The organism is Chelatococcus sp. XZ-Ab1 (genome assembly GCF_029309855.1).
GTDB classification, from domain to species: Bacteria; Pseudomonadota; Alphaproteobacteria; order Rhizobiales; family Beijerinckiaceae; genus Chelatococcus_A; species Chelatococcus_A sambhunathii.
The window spans coordinates 199,043-221,768 of sequence record NZ_JARKII010000008.1 but is presented as its reverse complement, the minus strand read 5'-3'; the positions used below and the strand labels follow the sequence as shown (position 1 = coordinate 221,768).

Below are 22,726 nucleotides of genomic sequence, written 5' to 3'. Positions count from 1 at the left end.
CCCTCCCCCACGGGGTGGCGGGGAGGGGGAAGAAGGGCTCGACGCACCCCGTCGCCTTGTGCACAGTCGGGCCGGATGCTTCGCAAGGGGCATCCGGCTTTCTCGTGTCCGGATCGATTTCTCAATGCGTGTCATTGGCCTCGCCGGCTGGAGCGGCTCCGGCAAGACGACCCTTCTCACCCGCCTCATCCCGGTTCTCGTCGCCCGCGGGCTCAGCGTCTCGACCATCAAACATGCGCATCACGCCTTCGATGTCGACAGGCCGGGCAAGGATTCCTTCCTGCACCGGCAGGCCGGCGCGCGCGAGGTGCTGGTGGCCTCGCGCCGGCGCTGGGCACTGATGCGCGAATTGAGGGACGAGCGCGAGCCGCGGCTCGCCGAGCTCGTGGCGCTGATCGACGATTGCGATATCCTCCTCGTCGAGGGCTTCAAGCGCGAGGAGCACGTCAAGGTGGAGGTCTACCGCAAGGCCAACGGCAAGCCGCCGCTCCATCCCGACGACGGCCGCATCGTCGCCGTGGCGAGCGACGTTGCCCTGCCCGATGCAGGGCGCCCGGTCATCGACATCGACGACATCGAAACGATCGCCGATGTCGTCTTGGCCCATGCCGAGCCCGTGGAGCGGCTGATGGAGAGGCTTTCCGCGCATGGCCCAGCTGAGTGACGACTGCTTCGCCTTCGGCGGGCCGCTGATGTCCGTCGAGGAGGCGCTGGCGCTGATCGGCGAGCGCATCGCGCCCGTCGACGGCATCGAGGATGTGCTGGTGCGCAGCGCCGAGGGCCGCGTGCTGGCGCGCGATGTGCCGGCGCTCGTCGATCTACCACCTTTCGACAATTCCGCCGTCGACGGCTGGGCCGTGCGCTATGACGACCTTGCGCGCGAGGGCGAGACGCGCCTGCCGGCCGCCGGGCGGGTGATCGCCGGCAGTGCCGCGGCCGCCATACCCCCCGGCCATGCCGTGCGCATCTTCACGGGCGCGCTGATGCCCGCCGGGGCCGACACCGTCTTCATGCAGGAGGACGTGACGCTCGATGGCGGGACGGTCGTCCTGCCGTCGGGGCTGAAGCGCGGCGCCAATTGCCGGAAGGCGGGCGAGGACATTGCGCGCGGCGCGGTGGCGCTGCCGGCGGGCCGGCTCCTCAGGCCGCAGGACCTCGCGCTCGCGGCGGCCGTCGGCCATGCGAGCCTGCCGGTACGTCGGCCGCTGCGGGTTGCCGTCTTCTCCACGGGCAACGAGTTGGTGGAACCGGGCGAGCCGCTGCCCACGGCCGGCATCTACGATTCGAACCGCTTCGCCCTCATCGCCTTGCTCAGCCGGCTGGGTGTCGCGGTGTCGGACCTCGGCGTGCTGCGCGACGAGCCGGAGCGCCTGCGCGAGGCGCTCGCGGCTGCGAGCGGGGAGCATGACCTGATCCTCACCTCGGGCGGTGTCTCGACGGGGGAGGAGGACCATGTCCGGGCGGCGGTGGAGGCGGCGGGCCGGCTCGTCTTCTGGCGCCTCGCCATCAAGCCGGGCCGGCCGGTCGCCATGGGCGTCATCGCCGGCACGCCCTTCGTCGGCCTGCCGGGCAATCCCGTTGCCGTCTATGTCACCTTCACCTTCGTGGTGCGCCCGCTTCTCGCCCGGCTGATGGGCGCGGAGCTACCGCGCCCGCTCGCCATCCCGGCACGGGCCGCCTTCGCCTATCGCAAGAAGGCCGGGCGGCGCGAGTTCGTGCGCGTCAGCCTGCGGCGGGGAGGAGACGGCACATACGAGGCGGTGAAATACCCGCGCGACGGTGCCGGCGTCCTGACCTCGCTCACCGAGACGGACAGCCTCGCGGCACTGCCCGAGGACATGACAGACCTTGCCGAAGGCGACAGGGTCGACGTCTATCCCTACGCGCTCCTCGGCTGACGCGCCCGCCGCTCGAGGAAGCCGAGGCCGAGGTCGACGAGGATGGCGAGCATGGCGACGAGCACGCCGCCCTGCAGCACATAGGCGAGGTTGTCCGCCTGCAGCCCGGCGATGATGATCTCGCCGAGGCCCCGTGCGCCGACCGTGGAGCCGATCGTCGCCGTGCCGATGCTGACGATGATCGAGACGCGGAAGCCCGCGATGATCACCGGCAGCGCCAGCGGCAGCTCGATCTCCCTGAGGATGCGCCGGCCCGTCATGCCCATGCCGCGCGCCGCCTCGACCACCTGCGGCGAGACGCCCTTCAGCCCGGCGATGGTATTCTCGAAGATCGGCAGGAGCCCGTAGGCGAAGAGCGCGACGAGCGTCGGCCGCGCGCCGAAGCCGGTAAGCGGCACGGCGACCGCGAGCATGGCGATGGGCGGAAAGGTCTGCCCGAGATTGGCGACGGCGCGGGCGAGCGGCAGATATTGCGCGCCGGCCGGGCGGGTCACGAAGATGCCGATGGCGAGCGCGATGACGAGCGCTGCAAGGCTCGCCGCGATGACGAGGCCGATATGCGAGAGGGTCAGCGCCAGGATGCTGTCGCGGTCGTAGATCGCCGGCTGGCCGAATTTCGCCAGCGCTGCGAGCGGCCGCTCGAAGGCCCGCGGGACGAGTACCATGATGGAAAAGAGCGCGACGGCGATCCCGGCCGCCACGATCCGCAGGAGGCCCCGCCGCTGCGCCATCACCGGCTGCCTCCGCCGAAGGCGATGATCCGCTCCATGTCGATCACGCCGACGATCGCTCCGGCCTCGTCGATGACGGGCAACTCGTCGACGCCGGCGAAGACGAGGCGCGACGCCGCCTCGCGCAGGCTCGCCGAGGCGGAGAGGGGGGCGAGGGATACGTTTGCGCCCGCCTTGCGGAAGGTGCCGTCGCCTATCGGCATCCAGTCCATCGCAGGCCCCATCAAAGCGGTGACGCCGGCGAGGGAGAGCAGCTTCAGCCCACGATCCTCGCTACCGATCAGCGACTCGACGAAGGCGCTCGCCGGCCGGCGCAGAAGGCTCTCCGGCGCGTCGAGCTGCACGATGCGCCCCCTCTCCATCACCGCCAGCCGGTCGGCGAGTTTGAAGGCCTCATCCATGTCGTGTGTGACGAGCAGCACGGTCGTGCCCATGCGCCGGCGGATGGCGAGGAACTCGTCCTGCAGGCGCGTGCGGGTGATGGGATCGAGCGCGCCGAAGGGCTCATCCATCAGCAGCACGGCGGGCTTGCCCGCCATGGCCCGTGCCACGCCGACGCGCTGCTGCTGGCCGCCCGACAGTTCGTGCGGATATTTGCGTGCGAAGATGGCAGGCGGTAGGCCGAAGAGCTCGAGCAGTTCCGCGACGCGGGCCGCGATGCGTGGGCGCGGCCAGCCGAGCAGACGCGGCACGGTGGCAATGTTCTGGGCGACGGTACGGTGGGGGAAGAGGCCGATGCCCTGGATGGCGTAGCCCATGCGCAGCCTGAGCGTCGCCGGTGGAATGCCCGTCGTGTCGACGCCATCGATCAGGACACGCCCGGCGCTCGGCTCGATGAGGCGATTGATCATGCGCAGCGTCGTCGACTTGCCGCAGCCGGACGGGCCGATGAGCGCCAGCGCCTCGCCCTCGGCGAGCTCGAAGGAGATGCCGTCAACCGCTCGGACCGGCCCGAAGCTCTTCGTCAGTCCCTCGACCGTGATCATGCCGCCCTCCCTCGCGCACGGCCCGCGACCGCATCGAGCACGACGGCGGCAAGGAAGGCGAGAATGACGATGGGCACAGCGCCGAGCAGCACGAGGTCCATGGCGGTCTGCCCCATGCCGCGGAAGACGAAGGTGCCGAAGCCGCCGGCGCCGATCAGCGCCGCGACCGCCGCAAGGCCGATGTTCTGCACCAGCACGATGCGCACGCCCGTGACGATGACGGGGAAGGCGAGTGGCCATTCGACGCCGGCGAGGCGCCGCAAGGGCCCCATGCCCATGCCGCGCGCCGCTTCCACCACCGCCGGCGGAACGGCCGCGAAGCCCGCCACCGTATTGGCGACGACAGGCAGCAGCGAATAGAGGAACAGCGCAAGGAGGGCGGGCGTCAGGCCGATGCCGCGGATGCCGGCAGCGCCGAGCGCGGGATAGGCGGCGGCGAGCGCGGCGAGCGGGGCCATCATCAGGCCGAACATGGCGATGCTCGGCACGGTCTGGATGACCGACAGCACCGCGAGCACGGCTCCCCGCGCCGCGGCAAGGCGGTGGCATAGATAGCCGAGCGGGATGCCGAGCAGCAGCGCCGGCGCGAGGCTGCCGCCAACGAGCACGAGATGGCGCGCCCCTTGCTGCCAGAAGCTGTCGCGGTTGGCCGCGTATTCGCGCATGATCGACAGGTCGTTCCACAGCCCCGCCGCCAGCACGGCGAGCACCGCCCCGACGGCGGCGAAGGCGAGCGTGATGCGCGCCAGCGGCCCGCCGCGCAGCTTGACGAGCGCATCGGCGAGGATCAGTCCGAAGGCGCCGGTGGTGAGCCAGAAGCCGGAGCCGAGGGAGACGCGCGCCAGCGTCGCGCCCGCCGGCAACAGGGCCGTCGCCGCAAGGCCGGCGCCGAGGAGGGCGGCGAGCGCGCCGGCAGCTCCGGCCAAGGCCTGCACGGCGGCATGATGCGCGAGCGCCGCGACGAGGGCGCAGGCCGTGAGGACGGCGGCAAGCGGCAGTCCGAGCCATGCGGCTGGCAGTGCGGGCAGGGAGAAGCCCTCGCCCGAGACGATCCGGTTGGGCTGCAGCGCGAGGAAGGGCGCAAACGCGACGGCGAGGAGCGCCGCGACGGCGCACAGCCGCGCAAGGCCGCGTCCCTCCGCGGCGGCTCCCGTCGGCACCGGGCGCGCTGTCGGCTCTTCCGTCACGCGAGGGCGGCCCGCTACTTCAGGAGGCCCTTGCTCGTCAGGTAGTCCTTCGCCACAGCACCGGCGTTCTCGCCGCCGACGGCGATGCGCCCGTTGAGCTTCTGCAGCGTCTCGAGGTCGAGCGAGGCGAACACCGGTTCAAGCAACTCCTCGATCTGCGGATATTGCTTCAGCACCGCCTCGCGGATGATCGGCGCCGGTTGATAGACCGGCTGCACGCCCTTGTCGTCCGTCATGACGACGAGGCCGACCTCGGCGATGGCGCCGTCCGTGCCATAGACCATGGCGGCATTGGTGCCGTCCGTCCCCTCGGCCGCCGCCTTGATCGTGGCGGCCGTGTCGCCGCCGGCGAGCGTCAGCAACTGGTCGGACTTCAGGGTAAAGCCATAGGCCTTCTGGAAGGCGGGCAGGGCCGCGGCCGAGTTGACGAACTCGGCCGAGGCGGCGAGCTTCACCGTGCCGCCCTTCGCCACATAGGCACCGAAGTCCGACATCGTCGCGAGCTTCTCTGCCGCCGCGAGGTCGCCACGCACGGCGATCGCCCAGGTGTTGTTGGCCGGGGCCGGCGTCAGCCAGACGATCTTTTCGGCGTCATAGTCGCGCTTCTTCGCCTCGGCATAGCCCTTGGCTGCGTCCTTCCAGACGTCGCTGTCGGCCATGTTGTAGAAGAAGCCGGCATTACCGGTGTACTCCGGGTAGATGTCGATCTCGCCTGCCCTGATCGCGGCGCGCACCACGGGCGTCGCCCCGAGCGAGACCCGGTCGACGACAGGGATGCCGTTCTCCTGCAGCACGAGGCGGATCATCGCGCCGAGCAAGCTGCCCTCCGTGTCGATCTTCGATGCGACGACGACGTCGGCGCGCGCTGTGCCCGTTGCCATGGCAATGACCGCGACGGCGGCCAGGACCGTCTTCTTCATGGAAGCGTCCCCCTTTCGAATGCGCGAGCCGTGACGCGCCTCATGGTCGACAGCATAGGGCGAGCCGTGCCGATGCATCAATGTCCCGGCGCGTGCATGGCGCAGCGCGCAGCCGCAGGCCGCACGATACGCACGCTGTCATGATTCGTCCTTGATGTTCGTCCAGATGTGGCGTGCCGTTGTCGTTGACGACGTGGACCCCATCTGTCCTTCGTAGCGCCCGCATGCCGGGCCTCGTTGCCGGAATTCGCATGCTGGACGATACGAATCGTATGCCGGTCGTGTTTGGGGTGGCGCGCCCGCGCCGCCGTTTCTCGGAGGTGCTGCGGGATCTCGCGGCCTTCCCATCCGAGCGGGTGCGCGTCGCCGACATTCTCGATGCCTTCGGCGACCGGGCCTTTGGCGCATTGATGCTCATCTTCGCGGTGCCGAATGTGCTGCCGCTGCCGCCCGGCACCTCGTCCGTGCTCGGCGCTCCGCTTCTGTTCATCGCGGCGCAGCTCATGCTCGGCCGGCCGGTGCTGTGGCTGCCGCAGTTCATCACGGAGCGCTCGCTGGCGCGCAACGATTTCGCCGCCATGGCCGACAAGCTGCTGCCGCATCTGACGCGGTTCGAGCGCATGCTGCAGCCGCGCCTGACCGGCCTCTTCAACCCGATGCACGACCGCATCATTGGCGGCGCCTGCCTCATCCTCGCGATCATCCTCTTCCTGCCGATCCCCTTCGGCAACATGCTGCCGGCCTTCGCCATCTCGGCCTTCGCTATCGGGCTCATGGAGCGCGACGGCATCGCGGTCGCCGTCGGCTGGCTGGGCAAGCTCGCGAGCCTTGCCGTGCTGGCCGCCATCTCGACGGCGCTCGTTGCTGCCGCCGCCGCCTTCTTCACGCATCTCTGGCCGTTCTGATCCACCCCTTGCACGCCAAGCGGCTTGACCCACCGTCCTTTCGTCGTGATGCTCTTGCCGCCGCCGGCTCGGCCCGCGGCTGCGCAACCTGGCAAAGGGGGGAATGCCATGGGTTTTGCGATCGAGCGTCGGGCGTATCTGTCAACGGCTTTCTGGATTATCGGCGCGGCGCTGCTTGCCGGCTGCGCGGGCGATGACGTCGTCTCGCCCGCCGTGACCACGCCGGCCCTGCCACCGGTGACGGCGGAGCAATTGGTGGGCCGCTGGGGCCTCGGTTCCTATCACCGCGACACCGACCGCGACCGCACGGTCAAGGAAGCGCGCGCCCAGTGCCGCAATCCCTATGTCATCAAGGCGGGGGCCGACGGCGGCGTGATCATGAACCTCGCCGACGAGAAGGAGCCGCGCGAACTCCTCGTCAAGACGACGCGCGAGGGCCGCACCTTCATCGGCCCGGGCGAGCGGCCGGCCGGTGACCTGACGGACATGGAGATCATCGCCGTCGACGATACGAGCTTCACCGTGCAGTGGGTCGATCCGGACGTCTCGTCCCGCTACGGCACGATGGTCTATGTCAATTGCGCGCCACGGAGCGCAAGAACGACGGCGGGGTGAGAGCAACAGCGGCGCGGCTGCGCGCGCCACGAACAAGCGAGGTGATGGCGATGCCGGAAACGGACGTTCTCCTCCAGCGGTTGTTTGGGGTGCTCGTGGGGCTGGTCCTGGCGGTGGCGGTCGCAGTCCCTGCGGTGGCGCAAGTGCAACGGGGCGTCATGGAGATTGAGGATCAACCGGGCTTCGTGCCCGACGAGGCCGACGAGGTCCTCTCCGGGCCCTTCGAGCGCCAGCTCGTCTTCTTCCGCACGACGGAGGCGCCCGGCACCATCATCATCCACACGTCGGAACGCTTCCTCTATCTCGTAGAGGGTAACAACCGGGCCATGCGCTACGGCATCGGCGTCGGCCGCGAGGGCTTCCAGTGGTCGGGCCTGCTGCAGATCTCGCGCAAGCAGGAATGGCCGGACTGGCGCCGCCGCCGGAGATGATCCAGCGCCAGCCCTATCTGCCGCGCTTCATGGCCGGCGGCCCCGGCAATCCCATGGGTGCCCGGGCACTCTATCTCGGCGCCACCGTCTATCGCATCCACGGCACCAACCAGCCGCAGACGATCGGCCATGCCGTGTCATCCGGCTGCTTCCGTCTCGTCAACAACGACATCGTCGATCTTTATGAACGGGTGCCAGTGGGCACCAAGGTCATCGTCCGCCACGCCGCGAAGCTGTGACGGGGCAGGGCAGGGGGAAGGGAATGCGCGTCATCGCAAATGCGGCCGCGGCCGCCGGTTTTGTGGCGGCAGCAGCGCTCGCGGCACCGGCGGCAGCCGGTACGCTCGACACGGTCAAGCAGCGCGGCAAGCTTGTCTGCGGCGTCAGCCAGGGCCTCATGGGTTTCTCCGCCCGGGACGGCAAGGAGCAATGGAGCGGCTTCGACGTCGACTTCTGCCGCGCCATCGCGGCGGCGATCTTCGACGACCCTGCCAAGGTGGAGTTCGTCCCCCTCTCGGCGGCGGAGCGCTTCGAGGCGCTGAAGAGCGGCAAGGTGGACGTTCTCTCGCGCAATTCGACCTGGACGCTGGGACGCGAGGTGGACCACGGCATCGTCTTCACCGCCGTGAATTATTACGACGGCCAGGGTTTCCTCGTGCCCAAGGCGCGCGCCATCGGCTCGGCGCTGGAAATGAACGGGATGAAGGTCTGCGTGCAGGCGGGCACGACGAGCGAGGTCAACCTGCGCGACTTTTCCGATGCCAACGGCATGACGCTCGAGACCGTGGTCGTCTCCTCGCCCGAGGAGGCCGTGAGGACCTACAGCGAGGGGGGCTGCACGGCCATCTCGAGCGATGTGTCGCAGCTGCACGCCGAGCGACTGGCGCTCGAGAACCCGTCCGACCACTCCGTCCTGCCGGACATCATCTCGAAGGAGCCGCTCGCGCCCGCCGTCCGCAGTGACGACATGGTCTGGTTCACCATTGTGAAATGGGTGAGCTTCGCCATGCTCAACGCCGAGGAGCTTGGCGTGTCGTCGACGCGCATCGACGAAGCGCTCCGTTCGAGCAAACCCGACGTGCGGCGTCTCGTCGGCACGGAAGGCGGCTTCGGTGAGAAGCTCGGCCTCACCAACGACTGGGTGGTCCGCATCGTCCGCGCTGTGGGCAACTACGGTGAGGTCTACGAGCGCAACGTCGGCCTCGGCTCGAAGCTCGGCATCCCGCGCGGCATCAACCAGCTCTGGAGCCTGGGGGGAATCCAGTACGCGCCACCGCTCAGGTAAACGAGGAGGCATGTTCACCCGGACCATCCCCGTTGGGGGACGGATTTTGAGATCAATCGTTTCTAATTGCTCATTGCCTTGCCAGGATAGCCGATGTTCATTCTTCTTGCCGCACTGGCCGCTTGTGGCGGCTTCTTGACCGGTATCTTCACCTGTGCTCCCGCCTGGATCGTCACGAGCGGCCTCGCCGGCCTTGCGGCCTGCGCGGCATGGCTCACCTCGACTGTCTCGGGCGCCGAAGCCGTGGCCATGTACCTCGCCTTCTGCGGTGGCCTGACAAGCGCTCTTGGCCTTGCTCTCGTGAGGCATGCGAGGGCGAGGCGGGGGGCGCGGCCGGAAACCCGGGCGGGTTCGGACCCGGCGCAGGAACACCAGATCGCAGCCCTGCCCCACCTGTTTGACGGTGGCGGCACGCGGCGATAGCCCGCAGCGCGATCGGACGGATAGAACCCACGGCGCGAATGGCGGCCGCCCGATCTCAACCCCGGCCGGCGGCTTGCGCGATCATAACATGGCGTGCGTCTGCGTCGGGTGCAGGCGGGGGCAGGGCCGATGACCGGCCGACAGTGCCGCGTTGGCCCGGCCGAGACGCCACCCGCAACCGCAGCACGACCAACTGCGCGTCGGAAGCGCGAACCCCAAGCATGCCGAAAAAACCGGCCCTGTTCGCGCACTCCCTGGCTCCTTGACATCGTTGAAACATCATCGTCACGCAGAAAACGCTTCGCTCTCCTGGGCAGCGGCACGACGCGGTTCGCGCTTCCGGCTCTATTTTGCTTGTTCCTGCAATCGGCTAAGAAGAGGCGGTCGCTCCCCGTGCGGGGGCGCGGATTGAAACGACCATGCGGCCATCGGCCTCGACGATGGACTTGGTCGCTCCCCGTGCGGGGGCGCGGATTGAAACACGGTGATGTCCGAATAGCCGCCCGATCCGCCGCGTCGCTCCCCGTGCGGGGGCGCGGATTGAAACCGACCTCGGTCGATATGCGGTCGAGCGACGCCGAGTCGCTCCCCGTGCGGGGGCGCGGATTGAAACTCCATCCAAAGCGCATAGCGGCTCCTAAATGGATGGTCGCTCCCCGTGCGGGGGCGCGGATTGAAACTCGGATTGGGCGCTCGCCCTCGGGATCGAGCGCCAGTCGCTCCCCGTGCGGGGGCGCGGATTGAAACCCTTGGCCCGCCGCACCGTGGGCTGATCCTGACGGGTCGCTCCCCGTGCGGGGGCGCGGATTGAAACTGCGCCGCGACGACGATCTTTATGACTTCAAGGGGTGTCGCTCCCCGTGCGGGGGCGCGGATTGAAACCGCCGTCCGGCGTCAGCTCGCCGTGCTCCTCTCAGTCGCTCCCCGTGCGGGGGCGCGGATTGAAACCCTGATACGAACGATTATGTGGTTGAGTACGACGGTCGCTCCCCGTGCGGGGGCGCGGATTGAAACGGCGGAAAACTGGAAGGATCACGCGGTTGGCTTCGTCGCTCCCCGTGCGGGGGCGCGGATTGAAACAATGGGGCGCCAGCTTATGCGACCATACAGGACCGTCGCTCCCCGTGCGGGGGCGCGGATTGAAACCGTCGATGTTCGGGATAATGCGCATCTCGCGCTTGTCGCTCCCCGTGCGGGGGCGCGGATTGAAACGCATCGTCATGGAAGACGACGCCGTGCTGCGCCCCGTCGCTCCCCGTGCGGGGGCGCGGATTGAAACACCCGCACAAACCCGTCTCTCGCGGCGATTTTGTGTCGCTCCCCGTGCGGGGGCGCGGATTGAAACCGGAATGTGCTCCATCACGTCGCAGCAGAACCCGGTCGCTCCCCGTGCGGGGGCGCGGATTGAAACCCTGCTCGTCCACACCGAATTGCGGATTGAGCCCGTCGCTCCCCGTGCGGGGGCGCGGATTGAAACGCCTTGCCGGAGATCCAGCCGGCCTTGCCGACCTGTCGCTCCCCGTGCGGGGGCGCGGATTGAAACCCGTCAGAGGCGCCGGATGCGCCCGAGGAGCCGGGGTCGCTCCCCGTGCGGGGGCGCGGATTGAAACTTCGCGACCGGGATAGGCACGGAAACGTTCGGTAGTCGCTCCCCGTGCGGGGGCGCGGATTGAAACGAACGGTACCGCAAGGTCATGAAGGCGCGCCGCGGTCGCTCCCCGTGCGGGGGCGCGGACGGAAACTCGCGGCGGTGCCGGCACTCGCGCCGGTGCTTATTGCCTTGCTATCGCCGCGACCCCGCGCGAGCCTTCACGGGCGGTGGGCTGGCCTTCAATACGTTGATTTTCCTTGATTTCCGCGGAGGGGATGGGTCTGATATCCAACCTTCTCTGCTTCTTTGCCATCGCTGGCCGTCACAGGGAAAGACGGACCGCTGCCGTCTCCTACCAGTAGAGGCCGAAGCTTCGGAAGCGGGGCGCCGTCTTCGGCGCACGAAACCTGTCGCTCGGAAAGTCTGCGAGGGGCGGGATCGGGGCCGTCCTGCGCGCGGCCAGTTCGCGGAGCCTGCGGATCCGGCTGTCGGTCGGCGGATGCGTCCGAAGCAGCGATGGATCGGGCATCCGCCTCCCGGGAAGCAGGATCTCTTCCCAGAAGCGGCCGAGCTGACGGTCGAGCTTGCGCAACGCGCGAACGAGGCCTTCCGGGTCGCCGGTCAGCTCGGCCGCGGCCCGGTCGGCATCATATTCGCGGGTCCGAGACAGGCCAAGCTGGACAAGCGTCATCAGGGTGGGGGCAAGGATGAGCAGCAGCACGATGTGCCAGGGCACATGGACGGCGCCGACAAGGACAAGGGGCAGGTTGAGGATCAGCAGGAACTGTCCGATCCAGCTTGCCAGAGACACGAGCCTCGACATTACATCCGCCAGCCCCATGAGCCAGAGATCGCGATTGGCGACATGGCCGACCTCGTGGGCCAGCACACCGGCCAGTTCGCGCCCGTCAAGTAGCCCGAGCAGCCCGTCGGTGACGCAGATCGCGCTGTCCTCGGGGCTGCCCATGGCGAAGGCGTTGGGCAGGGAGCTCGGCACGCGATAGAGCGCGGGGATGCGCGGCAGGCCGGCGCGGCGCGCCAGTTCGGCGAGGGTGGCGACGAGGCCCGGCGCCTCACGTGCGGTCAGGCGCTGCGCCCGGTAGGCCGACATCAGCATCCGCCGCGAGAGGTCGGGCGCGAACGCGAGGCCCAGGAGCATGCCGAGCGCCGCGAGGAGACCGGCCTGCGCACCGAGGACCGCAGTCACCGATACCCAGGCGATGGCCGCCATGAGGGTCAGCAGAAGCGCAGACTGGACAAGGTTCAACAGCCGGTGCCGGATCAGCATGGTCGTCATGTCGCCCGTCCTACATCGGCTGGCGAAGCGTGATCTCGAGACGCAGGAGCTGTGCGCCGCGCTGGATGTGCAACTCGACCCTGTCACCCGGCCGATACTCTTCGAGAGCAGCGAATAAATCCCGCGAATCACCTATCCTCGAGGCGCCGAGACCGACGATACGGTCACCTACGACGATCAGTCCGTCCTGGGACACCCGCGCCGGGATCAGCCCGGTACTGGCTGCGGGGCTATCCGGTTCCACACCAAGGACCAGAGCACCAGACCCGCCCTCGCGCGCGATCATAGCATCGATGCGGGGATCGGTCAGGATGCCCAGCCGCGGCGGGTCATAGCGGCCGCGCGCGATCAGCTGCGGCACCACCCGGTTGACGGTATCGACCGGCACCGCGAAGCCGATCCCGGCGCTGCCGCCCGAGGGGCTGAAGATGGCGGTGTTGACGCCGATGAGCCGCCCGGCGCTGTCGATCAGCGGTCCGCCCGAATTGCCGGGGTTGATCGCCGCGTCGGTCTGGATCAGGCCCCGGATCGGCGGTCCGCCCTCGCCCGGAAGCTCGCGACCGAGGGCAGAGACGATGCCTGTCGTCATCGTCCAGTCGAGCCCGAAGGGATTTCCGATGGCAAGGACGCTCTGGCCCACGCGCAGATCGCCGCTGGTGCCAATGGGGATCGGCGGCGGCCGGTCCGCGCCCACCCCGATGTGCAGGACGGCAAGGTCGTGCTCGGGGGCGCGGCCGACCAGTCGCGCGGGATAGGCGCGGCCGTCGGCCAGGCGCACGGTCGCGCCGCTCGCCCCGGCGATGACATGGTTGTTCGTCACCACGTGGCCGAGCTCGTCCCAGACGAAGCCCGAGCCGTTGCCGCGCGGGATGTCATAGGCGTTGCGGGTCCAGGGGTCGATCACCCGTTCGGCCGTGGTGATGAAGACGACGCTGTCGCGGGCGGCTTCGAAAATCGCGATGGTGCTCTGTTCGGAGGCGGCCAGATCGCCCCGCGGCGCTACGGTGCGCGGTTCGGCGAAGCGGCCGAGGATGGCGGACTGGAGGATCGGCAGGCTCTGCCAGGCCACCATCAGGACGAGCGCGGCCGCGGTCGCCGCAACGAGCCGCGCATGGAAGCCCCCGCTCATCGCCCGCCTGCCGCCGTTCCGGCATGGTGCTGTTCGCGCCGGTCCTGATCGCGCACCAGCCAGTGGACAGCGCCCAGTGCAAGAGCCGCGCCCGCGAGTGCGGCAATCTTTGCCGGCTCCGTCTCGCCGAGGTCCAGGATGATGAATTTGCGCGCGATGGCGAGGAGCGCGATCAGCACGATCGTGCGGACTTGGAGGATCCCGAAGCTGCGTTCGGTCGCAACAAGAAGGGAGCGCTTGAACTCGAGCGCGATCACCACGGTGAAGATCATGCCGAACACCACCTGGAAGGTGGCGTAATCGAGCGTGTCGAATGCCCCCAGAACCAGGCGGTTCACGACTTCGCGCATCAGCGCCCAGACCGACGCCACGACGATCGCCGCAATGATGATGCTGAGGACGAAGATGACAACTTGCTCGAACTTCTCGTAGAGCGTCATCGTCGACCATTGTTCACGGGTCAGCCCGGATCGTTGCAAGTCCTTCATGATTTCCCCTCGAAGGCCGCCCCGGAGAGACAAGCTCCCCGGGGCTTCGCCAGACGGTGCAATATCGCACGGAGCGGAGGGGACGCCGCAAACCGGCGACCCCCAATGTGACAAATCAGCCGTTCTTCACCTCGATGCGCTTGACCTTCGCCTGCGCCTCGGGTGTCTGGGGCAGCTTGATCGTCAGAACCCCGTTCTTGAAGGATGCCTGCGCCTTTTCGCCATCCACACCGGGGGGGAGCGGAATTGTCCGGTAGATCGCGCCGTAGCTGCGCTCGGAGAGATAGTATCCCTTCTTCTCCTCCTGGCGCTCGATCTTCTTCTCCCCCTTCACAGTCAACATGTCATCGTTGACCGTCACCTCGATGTCCTTCATCTCCATGCCCGGCAGCTCGATCGACACTTCGATCGCCTTGTCGGTCTCGACCATGTCGGATTTGGCTTCGCCGCTGCCCCAGGGCCATTCGAACTGACCGACCCGGTTCCAGAAGTTCTCGAACACATGGTTCATTTCGCGCTGGAGTGTCGCGATCGGGTTGTCTTCGTTGCTCTTGGCGTCTGGCGCGCCGTCCTTGCGCGCCCAGGGGATGAGGTCTTTGATCTGCATGATATGGTCTCCTTCGGTTTTCAGGCGCCCTTGACGGCGATCCTTTTCGGCTGCGCTTCAGGGGCTCGGGGGAGCGTCAGGGTGAGGACACCTCCACGCATCTCGGCTTCGATCCTGTCGGGGTCGAAGTCCTCGGAAAGCGTGAAGGCACGCTCGAAATCGCCCTCGCCATATTCGGCATAGGCAAGTTCGAGGTTTTCCGGCCGCACCGGGTCAACCTTGCCGCGGATCGTCAACACGCGATTTTCCAGCGTGATTTCGACCGCATCGGGGGCGACCCCAGGCATTTCGAGCATCATGGATACGCCCTGATCGGTTTCCACGATATCGGTCAGCGGGCGGTAGATGCGGCCGCTGCCGGTGGTCTCGGGCGCGTCGGTCGGCGTCTTTTCAGTGGCCTGCGTGATGTCGGTGCTCATCGTTCCAGCTCCTCTCAGGCTGCCTTGATCTCGATTTTCTTCGGCTTCTTTTCCTCGGGCCGGGAGATGACGATCCGCAATACGCCGTTCGTCATCCTCGCCTCGACCTTGTCATCCGAGGTCGCGAACGGCAGACGAATGACGCGAGAAAACCTGCCGTAACCGCGTTCGTTGCGGTGCCAGCGCGCACCGTCGGGAACCTCGGGCGCCTTGCGTTCGCCCGAAAGGGTCAGGACGCTGTCCTTGACCGAAATCTCAATGTCGCCCGGTTCGATGCCGGGAAGTTCAGCGGTGACTCCAACGGCCTCAGGGCCTTGCCAGACATTCACCGCCGGGAACGCCGCGCGGGACGGCGGCCAGAAACCACGGTCGAGATCGCGCATCATGGAGCGCATCAGCGCGAAGGGATCGCTGCGGCGCAGATATGTCGGGTAGAGCATTGCTGGCCTCCTGTTGCTGATCGATGCCCCCGAACCGTCGGCATGGACGGACCGGGCAACGGTGCCGGCCGGATGTGGGTTCGGAGACCGCCTATCAAGATAGGCGGTCCCATTTATTATGCAAGCATATATGGTGCATGCATTGCGCCTTGGATGGAGAGCAGTCTATCCTGTTTCTCATGCAGTGGAGGAAGGATACCCATGATCTCTTCTGATCTTGCCCTGATCGGGACGACGATCCACAGGGTCGCGCAGCTCATCCAGCAGCGGATCGACCAAGATATTCGCGGCAGCGGCCTGACCCGCCTGTCCTGGATGGCGGCGGCGCATGTCGAGGATGAGCCTGGGCTGACCATCGGCGATCTGGCCGACCGGCTGGAGGTCGGCCCGGCCACAGCCGGCCAGCTCGTCGATCGCATGGTCAGGGGCGGCTGGGTCGAGCGGTCGCCCTCGCCCGACGACAGGCGGGCGCAGATCGTCACGGCAACGTCGAAGGCCCGGGCGATGCTGAAGGAACTCGCGCCGCGGCAATCGGCGCTCGAACATGAAATCCTGCAGGATCTGTCGGCGGACGAAAGGCGCATTCTGCTGGCGCTGCTCGAGCGGATCAAGTCGCGGCTTTTACGCTAGAGGGGGGCGAATAGGTATGGAAAGGAAGACCGAATACAACATCTGGTACTGGGTGGTGGCTTTCATAGCCGTGCTTTTCATCCAGAACCTGATCGCCGGCTGGCAATCCGTCGCGCCGATCAGCTACAGCCAGTTCGAGAAGTATCTCGCTGACGGGAAAATTTCCTCTGTCGCGGTCGGGGCAGACACTATCACAGGCACCTTCGCCGAACCGGTCGACGGCAAGAAGCAGTTTGTGACGACCGTAGTGAATCCCGCAATCCTGGAGCGGATAGACCGGTCAGGTATCGAGATCACTGGCGTTCCGCAAAACACTTTTCTCGGCACGCTGATTTCCTGGGTGGCGCCAGCGCTTGTCTTCTTCGGAATCTGGATGCTGCTGTTCCGCAAGTTCGCCGACAAGCAGGGCTTCGGCGGGTTCATGCAGGTCGGCCGCAGCAAGGCCAAGGTTTACATGGAAAAAGAAACCGGCGTCAGCTTCGCCGACGTGGCCGGCGTGGACGAGGCCAAGGCCGAGCTCGAGGAGGTCGTGGAGTTCCTCAGGAACCCCGCCGAATACGGAAAGCTGGGCGCACATATCCCCAAAGGCATATTGCTCGTTGGGCCGCCGGGCACCGGCAAGACGCTGCTGGCCCGCGCGGTGGCGGGTGAGGCGGGCGTGACCTTCTTTTCGATCTCGGGATCGGAGTTCGTCGAGATGTTCGTGGGCGTCGGTGCCGCACGGGTGCGCGACCTGTTCGAGCAGGCCCGGAAATCCGCGCCGGCGATCATCTTCATCGACGAACTCGACGCTCTCGGGCGGGCGCGCTCCTCCGGCCAGATCGCTGGCGGCCACGATGAGCGTGAGCAGACGCTGAACCAGCTTCTGACCGAGCTCGACGGCTTCGACCCTTCGGTGGGCATCGTGCTCCTGGCCGCCACCAACCGGCCCGAGATCCTCGACCCCGCGCTTCTCCGCGCGGGCCGCTTCGACCGGCAGGTGTTGGTGGATCGGCCCGACAAGAAGGGACGCGTGCAGATTCTTGGCGTTCACATGAAAAAGGTGAAGCTCGCCCCGGACGTCGATGCCGATAAGGTCGCAGCGCTTACTCCCGGCTTTTCCGGGGCGGATCTTGCCAATCTCGTCAACGAGGCAGCATTGCTCGCCACGCGCCGCAAGGCAGATGCAGTGACGATGGACGACTTCAACAATGCCGTGGAACGCATCATCGCCGGGTTGGAAAAGAAGAACCGCGTTCTGAACCCGCGCGAACGCGAGATCGTGGCGCATCACGAGATGGGGCACGCACTGGTGGCGATGGCTCTGCCGGGGGTGGATCCGGTGCACAAAGTCTCGATCATCCCGCGCGGGATTGGCGCGCTCGGCTACACGATCCAGCGCCCTACCGAGGACCGCTTCCTGATGACGCGGGAGGAACTCGAGAACAAGATCGCCGTGCTGCTCGGCGGGCGCGCGGCCGAGAAGATCATCTACGACCACCTCTCGACCGGGGCGGCGGACGATCTGGTCAAGGCCACCGATATCGCCCGCGCCATGGTCGCACGGTACGGGATGGACGAAGACCTCGGGCATGTCAGCTACGACACCGATCGGCCCGGCTTTCTCGGCACCGGCGACCAGTCGTCCTGGCTGAACCGCCGCTACAGCGACGCCACTGCTGAGCGGATGGACGCGAAGGTGCGCGACATCGTGGATGGCGTGTTCAAGCGCACCCTCACCCTTCTTGAAAGCAATCGGGATCTTCTTGAGCAATCGGCGCAGGATCTCCTGCAACGAGAGACACTGGACGAGCCCGATCTGGTGGCAATTGGGTCCAAGGTGAAAAGAACGGAAGCGGTCGCTGCGTGACACCGTCACTGACGCAGATGATCGGCGGACAACCCTGACTGGATAAAGAAACGGAGAGGAAAAATGGCAAACGGAGCTTGCGATATTTGCGGTCGCCCGGCGACGGCGCGCGTGCGCGCCTCGGTGAACGGCAAAGTTCAGAACATGGAGCTTTGCGACCAGCATTACCGCGAGATGGTGCGCCGGTCGGGCCGCAGCGCCTCGCCGCTGGAGTCCCTGTTCGGGCGGCATTCCCTTTTTGACGAGTTCTTCGGCGACAGCGGATTCGGCAGCCTCTTTGGTGACAGCCCGCTGCGGGGCGGCACGCTCGGCTCCATGGGTGACGGCGATGACGATGTCGTCGAGGCCACTTTCGGTGAGGGTGCGCCGCGGCGTGGATCGCGGCGCGGCGGCGGACGCACCATCGCTGACCGGCTGAGCGAACAGGGCAACAAGCTGTTGCAGGATGCCGCACAGAAGGCCGGAGAGTTCGGGCGCAGCGAGGTCGATACCGAACATTTGCTTTTGGCATTGACCTCGTCCGATGTCGTCAAGACGATCCTGGAACAGTTCAAGGTCGATGTGGACGATCTGCGGCGCCAGATCGAGAAGGAAGCGAAGCGTGGAGAGGCCAAGACGGAGGGCGAAATCGGCGTCAGTCCTCGCCTGAAGGACGCGCTGAACCGGGCCTTCATCGCCTCGAACGAACTCGGCCATTCCTATGTCGGCCCCGAGCATCTGCTGATCGGCCTCGCCGAGGAGGGCGAGGGCCTGGCCGCGTCTATCCTGCGCAAGTACGGCCTCACGCCGCAGGCGCTTCGCCAGCAGGTGACCAAGGTCGTGGGCAAGGGAGCCGAGGAAGGCCGCGTGGAGGCGCCTTCCAGCACGCCCGATCTGGACCAGTTCAGCCGTGACCTGACGAAGCTCGCCCGCGAGGGCAAGCTCGATCCCGTCATCGGCCGCGCCCGTGAGATCGAGACGACGATCGAAGTGCTGGCCCGCCGGAAAAAGAACAACCCGGTGCTGATCGGCGAGCCTGGCGTGGGCAAGACCGCCATCGTCGAGGGACTTGCACAACGGATCGTCGCAGGGGAAGTGCCAGAGGCGCTGCGCGACAAGCGGCTGGTCGAACTCAACATCAACTCGATGGTGGCCGGGTCGAAGTATCGGGGCGAGTTCGAGGAGCGGGTGCAGAAGATCCTCAAGGAGATCACCGAGGAGAAGGACAGTCTGATCCTGTTCATCGACGAGATCCATACCATCGTCGGCGCCGGTCAGGGCGGTGGCGAAGGCGGTCTAGACATCGCCAACACCTTCAAGCCGGCGCTGGCGCGGGGCGAGCTGAACCTGATCGGCGCGACAACGCTCAACGAGTACCAGAAATACATCGAGAAGGACGCAGCACTCGAACGTCGCTTCCAGCCGGTCTATGTCGAGGAGCCTACGGTGGCTCAGGTCATCATGATCCTGCGCGGTCTGCGCGACACGCTGGAGGCGCACCACAAGGTGACGATCACCGACGAGGCCATCGTCGCGGCGGCCGAGCTTTCGGACCGCTACATCACTGGCCGTTTCATGCCTGACAAGGCGATCGACCTGATCGATCAGGCCGCCGCACGTGTGAAGATCAGCGCCACAGCGCGCCCCGTGGACGTCCAGGAGCTGGAGGCCGAGGTCGCGCAGATCAAGCGCGAGCAGGACTATGCCGCAGCCCGCAAGCAATTCGACCGGGCAGCGGAATTGAAGAAGGAACTCGAACAGAAGCAGAAGGAACTGGACGAGCTTCTGGAGATTTGGAAGCGCGACCAGGCCTCCGCCACCGCCGAGGTGCGCGCCGATCATGTCGCGCAGATCGTCTCGAAGATCACCGGCGTTCCGGTCACTGAGCTGACCACCGAGGAGAAAGACAAGCTCCTCAAGCTTGAGGAGAAGCTGCACGAGCGCGTCATCGGCCAGGAAGAGGCCATCCGCGCCGTGGCGGATGCGGTGCGCCTGGCGCGCGCAGGACTGCGCGAGGGACGCGGCCCGACCGCGACATTCCTCTTCCTCGGGCCGACCGGGGTTGGCAAGACGGAACTGGCCAAGACGCTCGCCGAAGTAATCTTTGGCGATCAGGACGCAATCATCCGCATCGACATGTCCGAGTATGGCGAGCGCCACTCGGTCGCCCGGCTGGTGGGCGCGCCTCCCGGCTACGTCGGATACGACGAAGGCGGGCAACTGACCGAGAAGGTGCGCCGTCGGCCCTACTCGGTCGTGCTGCTCGACGAGATCGAGAAGGCGCACCCGGATGTCTACAACATTCTGTTGCAGGTGTTCGACGACGGTCGGCTGACCGACGGCAAGGGGCGCGTGGTGGACTTCACCAACACCATCATCATCGCCACGTCGAACCTCGGTTCGGACATCATCCAGCGCAACCTCAAGAAGCGCGGCACCAAGGAGTTCGACGAGGCAAAGCAGAAGTCCGAGCTGATGGAGGTGTTGCGCGGTCATTTCCGGCCAGAGTTCATCAACCGGATCGACGAGATCATCGTCTTCCACTCGCTGAACCAGTCGGAAATCCGCCAGATCGTCGAGTTGCAGCTGAACCGGGTGAAGCGGACCGCCCTGACCCAGGGTGTCGAACTCGAATTCGACGTGAGCGTCGTGGATCACTTCGGCGCGGTCGGCTTCCGTCCCGAATTCGGCGCCCGCGAGCTGCGCCGGCTGATCCGGTCGGAGTTGGAGACCGAGTTGGCCCGCGAGATGCTCTCGGGGCGGATCGAGGATGGTGACAAGGTCCGCGTCGCCTGGTCGGCGGACGAGCAGAAGGTCGTGTTCGAAAAGATCGCAAAGGACAGCAGTGACCAAAAACCGGACGATCAGGCCGGGGCCCGCGGTGACGTGTCCGGCGAAGTTGTCGAAGACAAGGCGGACGCTCCGACGCCCGACGTCGCGGTCGACGCCAAGGATGAGGTGCAGTCCAAGGACGATAAGTCGACCGGGTGACGTCGCGAGGGACTGGCCGGCGCGATGACGGTCGCGCCGGCTTGTTTCGTCGAAAGGCGACAAGAAGGTTTAACGGCATGAAAGTCATAAGAGCGTTTCGCAATCTCGACCGACACGGGCAGCAGCGCGCGCCGGAGGTCATCGCGGAGGAGGTGCGGCAACTTGAGCCGCATCTCGCGCGCTTTCGCGAGGATCTCGTCCGGCTCGAGGTCGTCGTCTCGCAGACGAGGGGCAAGACGCGCATCCAGGTCAGCCTGCGCCTGCAACTGCCCTCGGGCGTGATCGCGGCGCAGGAAGAGGGGTTCGAGACCGAGCCTGCCCTGCGCAAGGCCTTTGCCGACCTGCGCCACCGGGTCGATCGGCATGTGGCGCGCCTCAAGCACGAGCCGGAGTTCAAGCGTCCCGCCCGCCGGCGCCGGATTGGCGCCCCACTCCCGCCCGCGCGGAATGCGGCGGAGGCGGAGCGGCGCCAGCTTTTCTTCGGCCTGATCGAGGATCATCTCGATACGGTCTACGACACCGTCAGGCGCGAGTTGACCTATCTCGAATGCAGCGGATCTGTGCCGGAGGGTTACCTCAGCGTTCGCGATCTTGTCGATGCAACGATCCTCAAGGGACTGGAAAGGTTCGAGCAGCGGCCCACCGAGTTTTCCATAGGCGACTGGCTGCTGAAACTGGCTTTCGAGACCATCGAGGCCGAGGCGCATGCCGCGCGCCGCGCGGTGCCGGAGGATGCCGCCTCGATCAACGCGAAACCCGAGACTCCGGCCGAGCATCCCACCGAGTCGGACGAGGAGATGTTTGAGTTCTACCAGCCCGACGACGTGCTGCTGCTCGAGGAGCTTATCGCCGACGACGGCGGCACGGATCCTAAGACCGAAGCGAATCGGCATGAGATTGCCATGGCGCTGCACCGGGCAATCGCCGATCTTCCGCCGGTCGAACGCCGCGTTCTCTATCGGCTCCACCTAGACGACGCCACGGTTGCGGAGACGGCGGACCTCCTGGGCCTTTCCGAGGCAGAGGTCAAAGAAATCGCAGAGAAGGCGGGCGAGACACTGCGCGCGAAGCTTGTCGAAACCGGGCTGATCTCCGAGGCGACGGAGGTCGCGCGTGTCGAACGGGAAATCGCCCACGCAACGCGCCTGCCCCAGCCGATCGACGACCGCCGCCGCCTGGCCGCCGCGCTGGCCGGTGAAGGGGCCGGCTCCCGCACCTGACTCGATACCTGACAAGGAGATAGACCGATGACGACAACCTCTGAAACATCTTCGAGCACGATGCAGACCGTGCTGTGCACCCTGTCCCGGAACTGGTGGGCCTTCGTGCTGCGCGGTGTGCTCTCGCTGGTTATCGCAGTGCTCGCCTTCATCATGCCGGCCGAGTCGCTTCTGGCCCTGACGCTGGTGTTCGGCGCCTTCTCTTTCGCCGACGGATTGTTCGGTCTGGTCGCCGCGATACGCAACATCCGCAAGGGCGAACGCTGGGGCTGGCTGATGTTCAGCGGTCTCCTGGGGATCGCCACGGGCGTGGTCGTGGTCGTCTCGCCCTTCGTCGCAACGCTGGTCCTCGCGACATTCCTCTGGGCCAGCATCGCGTTCTGGTCGGTGTTTTCCGGCGTCCTAGAAATCGCGGCGGCGATCCGCCTGCGCAAGGAAATCAAGGGAGAGGTCTGGCTCATCCTGAGCGGCCTCATCTCGGTCGCGCTGGGTGTAATCGTGACCTGGATGCTGCTGACGCGTCCGCTCGAAAGCTTCCTGGCCCTCGGCTGGCTGCTCGGCTTCTACGCCGCCCTTTTCGGAGCAATGATGATCCTGCTGGGCCTGCGGCTGCGGCGCGCGAATCAGGCAGGGCACGACAAAACTCCCGGCGTCAACCTGTCCGCTGGCAAATGACGCGCTTGGGGAAAGCCGGGCGGCCCGTCG

The 22,726-nt window shown here is 66.7% G+C and carries 21 protein-coding genes, 1 pseudogene and 1 CRISPR repeat array; of the genes and pseudogenes, 12 read left to right on the top strand and 10 right to left on the bottom strand.

Going from position 1 to position 22,726, the window contains the following annotated elements:
• Positions 1 to 124 precede the first annotated feature (124 nt).
• Both mobB and glp read left to right on the top strand, forming a co-directional pair.
• On the top strand, positions 125 to 664 hold the full coding sequence (mobB, locus tag P2T65_RS14010) for a molybdopterin-guanine dinucleotide biosynthesis protein B (RefSeq protein WP_055460055.1): 540 nt from the start codon (positions 125 to 127) through the stop codon (positions 662 to 664).
• Positions 648 to 1,898 (top strand): gephyrin-like molybdotransferase Glp, encoded by a 1,251-nt coding sequence (glp, locus tag P2T65_RS14005; protein WP_276200021.1) that lies wholly within the window; start codon positions 648 to 650, stop codon positions 1,896 to 1,898. The genes mobB and glp overlap by 17 nt, the downstream gene beginning before the upstream one ends.
• Here the strand turns inward: glp and P2T65_RS14000 are convergent.
• The 4 genes from P2T65_RS14000 to P2T65_RS13985 are packed head-to-tail and all read right to left on the bottom strand — an operon-like array spanning position 1,880 to position 5,722.
• Positions 1,880 to 2,632, bottom strand: a complete 753-nt coding sequence (locus P2T65_RS14000) for an ABC transporter permease (RefSeq protein ID WP_082464850.1) — start codon at positions 2,630 to 2,632, stop codon at positions 1,880 to 1,882. The two genes, glp and P2T65_RS14000, sit on opposite strands and share 19 nt — an antisense overlap.
• Positions 2,629 to 3,615 carry an ABC transporter ATP-binding protein gene (locus tag P2T65_RS13995; RefSeq protein ID WP_063185712.1) on the bottom strand — a complete coding sequence of 329 codons (987 nt, stop codon included), beginning with the start codon at positions 3,613 to 3,615 and terminating at the stop codon, positions 2,629 to 2,631. The genes P2T65_RS14000 and P2T65_RS13995 overlap by 4 nt, the downstream gene beginning before the upstream one ends.
• Positions 3,612 to 4,802, bottom strand: coding sequence for an ABC transporter permease (locus P2T65_RS13990; protein ID WP_055460051.1), 1,191 nt, complete (start codon positions 4,800 to 4,802; stop codon positions 3,612 to 3,614). Before P2T65_RS13990 ends, P2T65_RS13995 begins: the two co-directional genes overlap by 4 nt.
• Before the next feature lie 14 nt (positions 4,803 to 4,816).
• Positions 4,817 to 5,722, bottom strand: coding sequence for an ABC transporter substrate-binding protein (locus tag P2T65_RS13985; RefSeq protein WP_055460050.1), 906 nt, complete (start codon positions 5,720 to 5,722; stop codon positions 4,817 to 4,819).
• 251 nt (positions 5,723 to 5,973) lie between these two features.
• Between P2T65_RS13985 and P2T65_RS13980 the strand changes: the two genes are divergently transcribed.
• The 5 genes and pseudogenes from P2T65_RS13980 to P2T65_RS13960 all read left to right on the top strand — a co-directional run bounded on the left by P2T65_RS13980 (position 5,974) and on the right by P2T65_RS13960 (position 9,381).
• Complete coding sequence (locus P2T65_RS13980) at positions 5,974 to 6,627, top strand: exopolysaccharide biosynthesis protein (RefSeq protein ID WP_071924430.1); 654 nt, start codon at positions 5,974 to 5,976, stop codon at positions 6,625 to 6,627.
• A gap of 108 nt (positions 6,628 to 6,735) precedes the next feature.
• Positions 6,736 to 7,242 (top strand): hypothetical protein, encoded by a 507-nt coding sequence (locus tag P2T65_RS13975; RefSeq protein ID WP_276200020.1) that lies wholly within the window; start codon positions 6,736 to 6,738, stop codon positions 7,240 to 7,242.
• Positions 7,243 to 7,292: 50 nt separating this feature from the next.
• A pseudogene (locus P2T65_RS13970) lies at positions 7,293 to 7,912 on the top strand (L,D-transpeptidase).
• Positions 7,913 to 7,935: 23 nt separating this feature from the next.
• The gene (locus P2T65_RS13965) at positions 7,936 to 8,958 is read left to right on the top strand and encodes an amino acid ABC transporter substrate-binding protein (RefSeq protein WP_276200019.1); all 1,023 of its coding nucleotides are present in this window, start codon (positions 7,936 to 7,938) and stop codon (positions 8,956 to 8,958) included.
• Positions 8,959 to 9,051: 93 nt separating this feature from the next.
• A complete protein-coding gene (locus tag P2T65_RS13960) occupies positions 9,052 to 9,381 on the top strand; it encodes a hypothetical protein (RefSeq protein WP_055460047.1) in 330 nt (109 codons plus the stop codon).
• A gap of 383 nt (positions 9,382 to 9,764) precedes the next feature.
• Positions 9,765 to 11,123: direct repeats of the CRISPR family, unit length 32 nt; unit sequence GTCGCTCCCCGTGCGGGGGCGCGGATTGAAAC.
• Between the two features lie 201 nt (positions 11,124 to 11,324).
• On the opposite strand, the gene P2T65_RS13955 is transcribed toward P2T65_RS13960, so the two are convergent.
• The 6 genes from P2T65_RS13955 to P2T65_RS13930 form a co-directional block, all read right to left on the bottom strand.
• Positions 11,325 to 12,269 (bottom strand): zinc metalloprotease HtpX, encoded by a 945-nt coding sequence (locus P2T65_RS13955; protein ID WP_144863645.1) that lies wholly within the window; start codon positions 12,267 to 12,269, stop codon positions 11,325 to 11,327.
• A 10-nt stretch (positions 12,270 to 12,279) separates the two neighbouring features.
• Positions 12,280 to 13,398 (bottom strand): trypsin-like peptidase domain-containing protein, encoded by a 1,119-nt coding sequence (locus P2T65_RS13950; protein WP_144863644.1) that lies wholly within the window; start codon positions 13,396 to 13,398, stop codon positions 12,280 to 12,282.
• Complete coding sequence (locus P2T65_RS13945) at positions 13,395 to 13,886, bottom strand: phosphate-starvation-inducible PsiE family protein (RefSeq protein ID WP_276200018.1); 492 nt, start codon at positions 13,884 to 13,886, stop codon at positions 13,395 to 13,397. Before P2T65_RS13945 ends, P2T65_RS13950 begins: the two co-directional genes overlap by 4 nt.
• A gap of 115 nt (positions 13,887 to 14,001) precedes the next feature.
• Positions 14,002 to 14,493: an Hsp20/alpha crystallin family protein gene (locus P2T65_RS13940; RefSeq protein WP_276200017.1), complete on the bottom strand. Its 492-nt coding sequence runs from the start codon at positions 14,491 to 14,493 to the stop codon at positions 14,002 to 14,004.
• Positions 14,494 to 14,513: 20 nt separating this feature from the next.
• Complete coding sequence (locus P2T65_RS13935; RefSeq protein WP_276200016.1) at positions 14,514 to 14,912, bottom strand: Hsp20/alpha crystallin family protein; 399 nt, start codon at positions 14,910 to 14,912, stop codon at positions 14,514 to 14,516.
• 14 nt (positions 14,913 to 14,926) lie between these two features.
• A complete protein-coding gene (locus P2T65_RS13930; protein WP_276200015.1) occupies positions 14,927 to 15,352 on the bottom strand; it encodes an Hsp20/alpha crystallin family protein in 426 nt (141 codons plus the stop codon).
• A gap of 201 nt (positions 15,353 to 15,553) precedes the next feature.
• Here P2T65_RS13930 and P2T65_RS13925 point away from each other — a divergent pair, with 201 nt between their 5' ends.
• From P2T65_RS13925 to P2T65_RS13905, 5 genes are all read left to right on the top strand, one after another.
• Complete coding sequence (locus P2T65_RS13925) at positions 15,554 to 15,982, top strand: MarR family transcriptional regulator (protein ID WP_276200014.1); 429 nt, start codon at positions 15,554 to 15,556, stop codon at positions 15,980 to 15,982.
• A gap of 16 nt (positions 15,983 to 15,998) precedes the next feature.
• Positions 15,999 to 17,831, top strand: a complete 1,833-nt coding sequence (gene ftsH, locus P2T65_RS13920; RefSeq protein WP_276200013.1) for an ATP-dependent zinc metalloprotease FtsH — start codon at positions 15,999 to 16,001, stop codon at positions 17,829 to 17,831.
• A 63-nt stretch (positions 17,832 to 17,894) separates the two neighbouring features.
• A complete protein-coding gene (locus P2T65_RS13915) occupies positions 17,895 to 20,801 on the top strand; it encodes an AAA family ATPase (protein ID WP_276200012.1) in 2,907 nt (968 codons plus the stop codon).
• A 77-nt stretch (positions 20,802 to 20,878) separates the two neighbouring features.
• Positions 20,879 to 22,021, top strand: coding sequence for a sigma-70 family RNA polymerase sigma factor (locus P2T65_RS13910; protein WP_276200011.1), 1,143 nt, complete (start codon positions 20,879 to 20,881; stop codon positions 22,019 to 22,021).
• Between the two features lie 27 nt (positions 22,022 to 22,048).
• Entirely contained in the window at positions 22,049 to 22,696 is a 648-nt protein-coding gene (locus P2T65_RS13905) for an HdeD family acid-resistance protein (protein WP_276200010.1), read from the top strand.
• Positions 22,697 to 22,726 lie beyond the last annotated feature (30 nt).

Bases quoted from the DNA above. Each gene is read 5' to 3' on its own strand.
- P2T65_RS13925 (WP_276200014.1), top strand. From the start codon at position 15,554: ATGATCTCTTCTGATCTTGCCCTGATCGGGACGACGATCCACAGGGTC.
- P2T65_RS13985 (WP_055460050.1), bottom strand. From the start codon at position 5,722: ATGAAGAAGACGGTCCTGGCCGCCGTCGCGGTCATTGCCATGGCAACG.
- P2T65_RS13955 (WP_144863645.1), bottom strand. From the start codon at position 12,269: ATGACGACCATGCTGATCCGGCACCGGCTGTTGAACCTTGTCCAGTCT.
- mobB (WP_055460055.1), top strand. From the start codon at position 125: ATGCGTGTCATTGGCCTCGCCGGCTGGAGCGGCTCCGGCAAGACGACC.
- glp (WP_276200021.1), top strand. From the start codon at position 648: ATGGCCCAGCTGAGTGACGACTGCTTCGCCTTCGGCGGGCCGCTGATG.
- P2T65_RS13930 (WP_276200015.1), bottom strand. From the start codon at position 15,352: ATGCTCTACCCGACATATCTGCGCCGCAGCGATCCCTTCGCGCTGATG.
- P2T65_RS13950 (WP_144863644.1), bottom strand. From the start codon at position 13,398: ATGAGCGGGGGCTTCCATGCGCGGCTCGTTGCGGCGACCGCGGCCGCG.
- P2T65_RS13940 (WP_276200017.1), bottom strand. From the start codon at position 14,493: ATGCAGATCAAAGACCTCATCCCCTGGGCGCGCAAGGACGGCGCGCCA.
- P2T65_RS13980 (WP_071924430.1), top strand. From the start codon at position 5,974: ATGCTGGACGATACGAATCGTATGCCGGTCGTGTTTGGGGTGGCGCGC.
- P2T65_RS13965 (WP_276200019.1), top strand. From the start codon at position 7,936: ATGCGCGTCATCGCAAATGCGGCCGCGGCCGCCGGTTTTGTGGCGGCA.
- P2T65_RS13960 (WP_055460047.1), top strand. From the start codon at position 9,052: ATGTTCATTCTTCTTGCCGCACTGGCCGCTTGTGGCGGCTTCTTGACC.
- P2T65_RS13905 (WP_276200010.1), top strand. From the start codon at position 22,049: ATGACGACAACCTCTGAAACATCTTCGAGCACGATGCAGACCGTGCTG.
- P2T65_RS13945 (WP_276200018.1), bottom strand. From the start codon at position 13,886: ATGAAGGACTTGCAACGATCCGGGCTGACCCGTGAACAATGGTCGACG.
- P2T65_RS13975 (WP_276200020.1), top strand. From the start codon at position 6,736: ATGGGTTTTGCGATCGAGCGTCGGGCGTATCTGTCAACGGCTTTCTGG.
- P2T65_RS13915 (WP_276200012.1), top strand. From the start codon at position 17,895: ATGGCAAACGGAGCTTGCGATATTTGCGGTCGCCCGGCGACGGCGCGC.
- P2T65_RS13935 (WP_276200016.1), bottom strand. From the start codon at position 14,912: ATGAGCACCGACATCACGCAGGCCACTGAAAAGACGCCGACCGACGCG.
- P2T65_RS13995 (WP_063185712.1), bottom strand. From the start codon at position 3,615: ATGATCACGGTCGAGGGACTGACGAAGAGCTTCGGGCCGGTCCGAGCG.
- ftsH (WP_276200013.1), top strand. From the start codon at position 15,999: ATGGAAAGGAAGACCGAATACAACATCTGGTACTGGGTGGTGGCTTTC.
- P2T65_RS13910 (WP_276200011.1), top strand. From the start codon at position 20,879: ATGAAAGTCATAAGAGCGTTTCGCAATCTCGACCGACACGGGCAGCAG.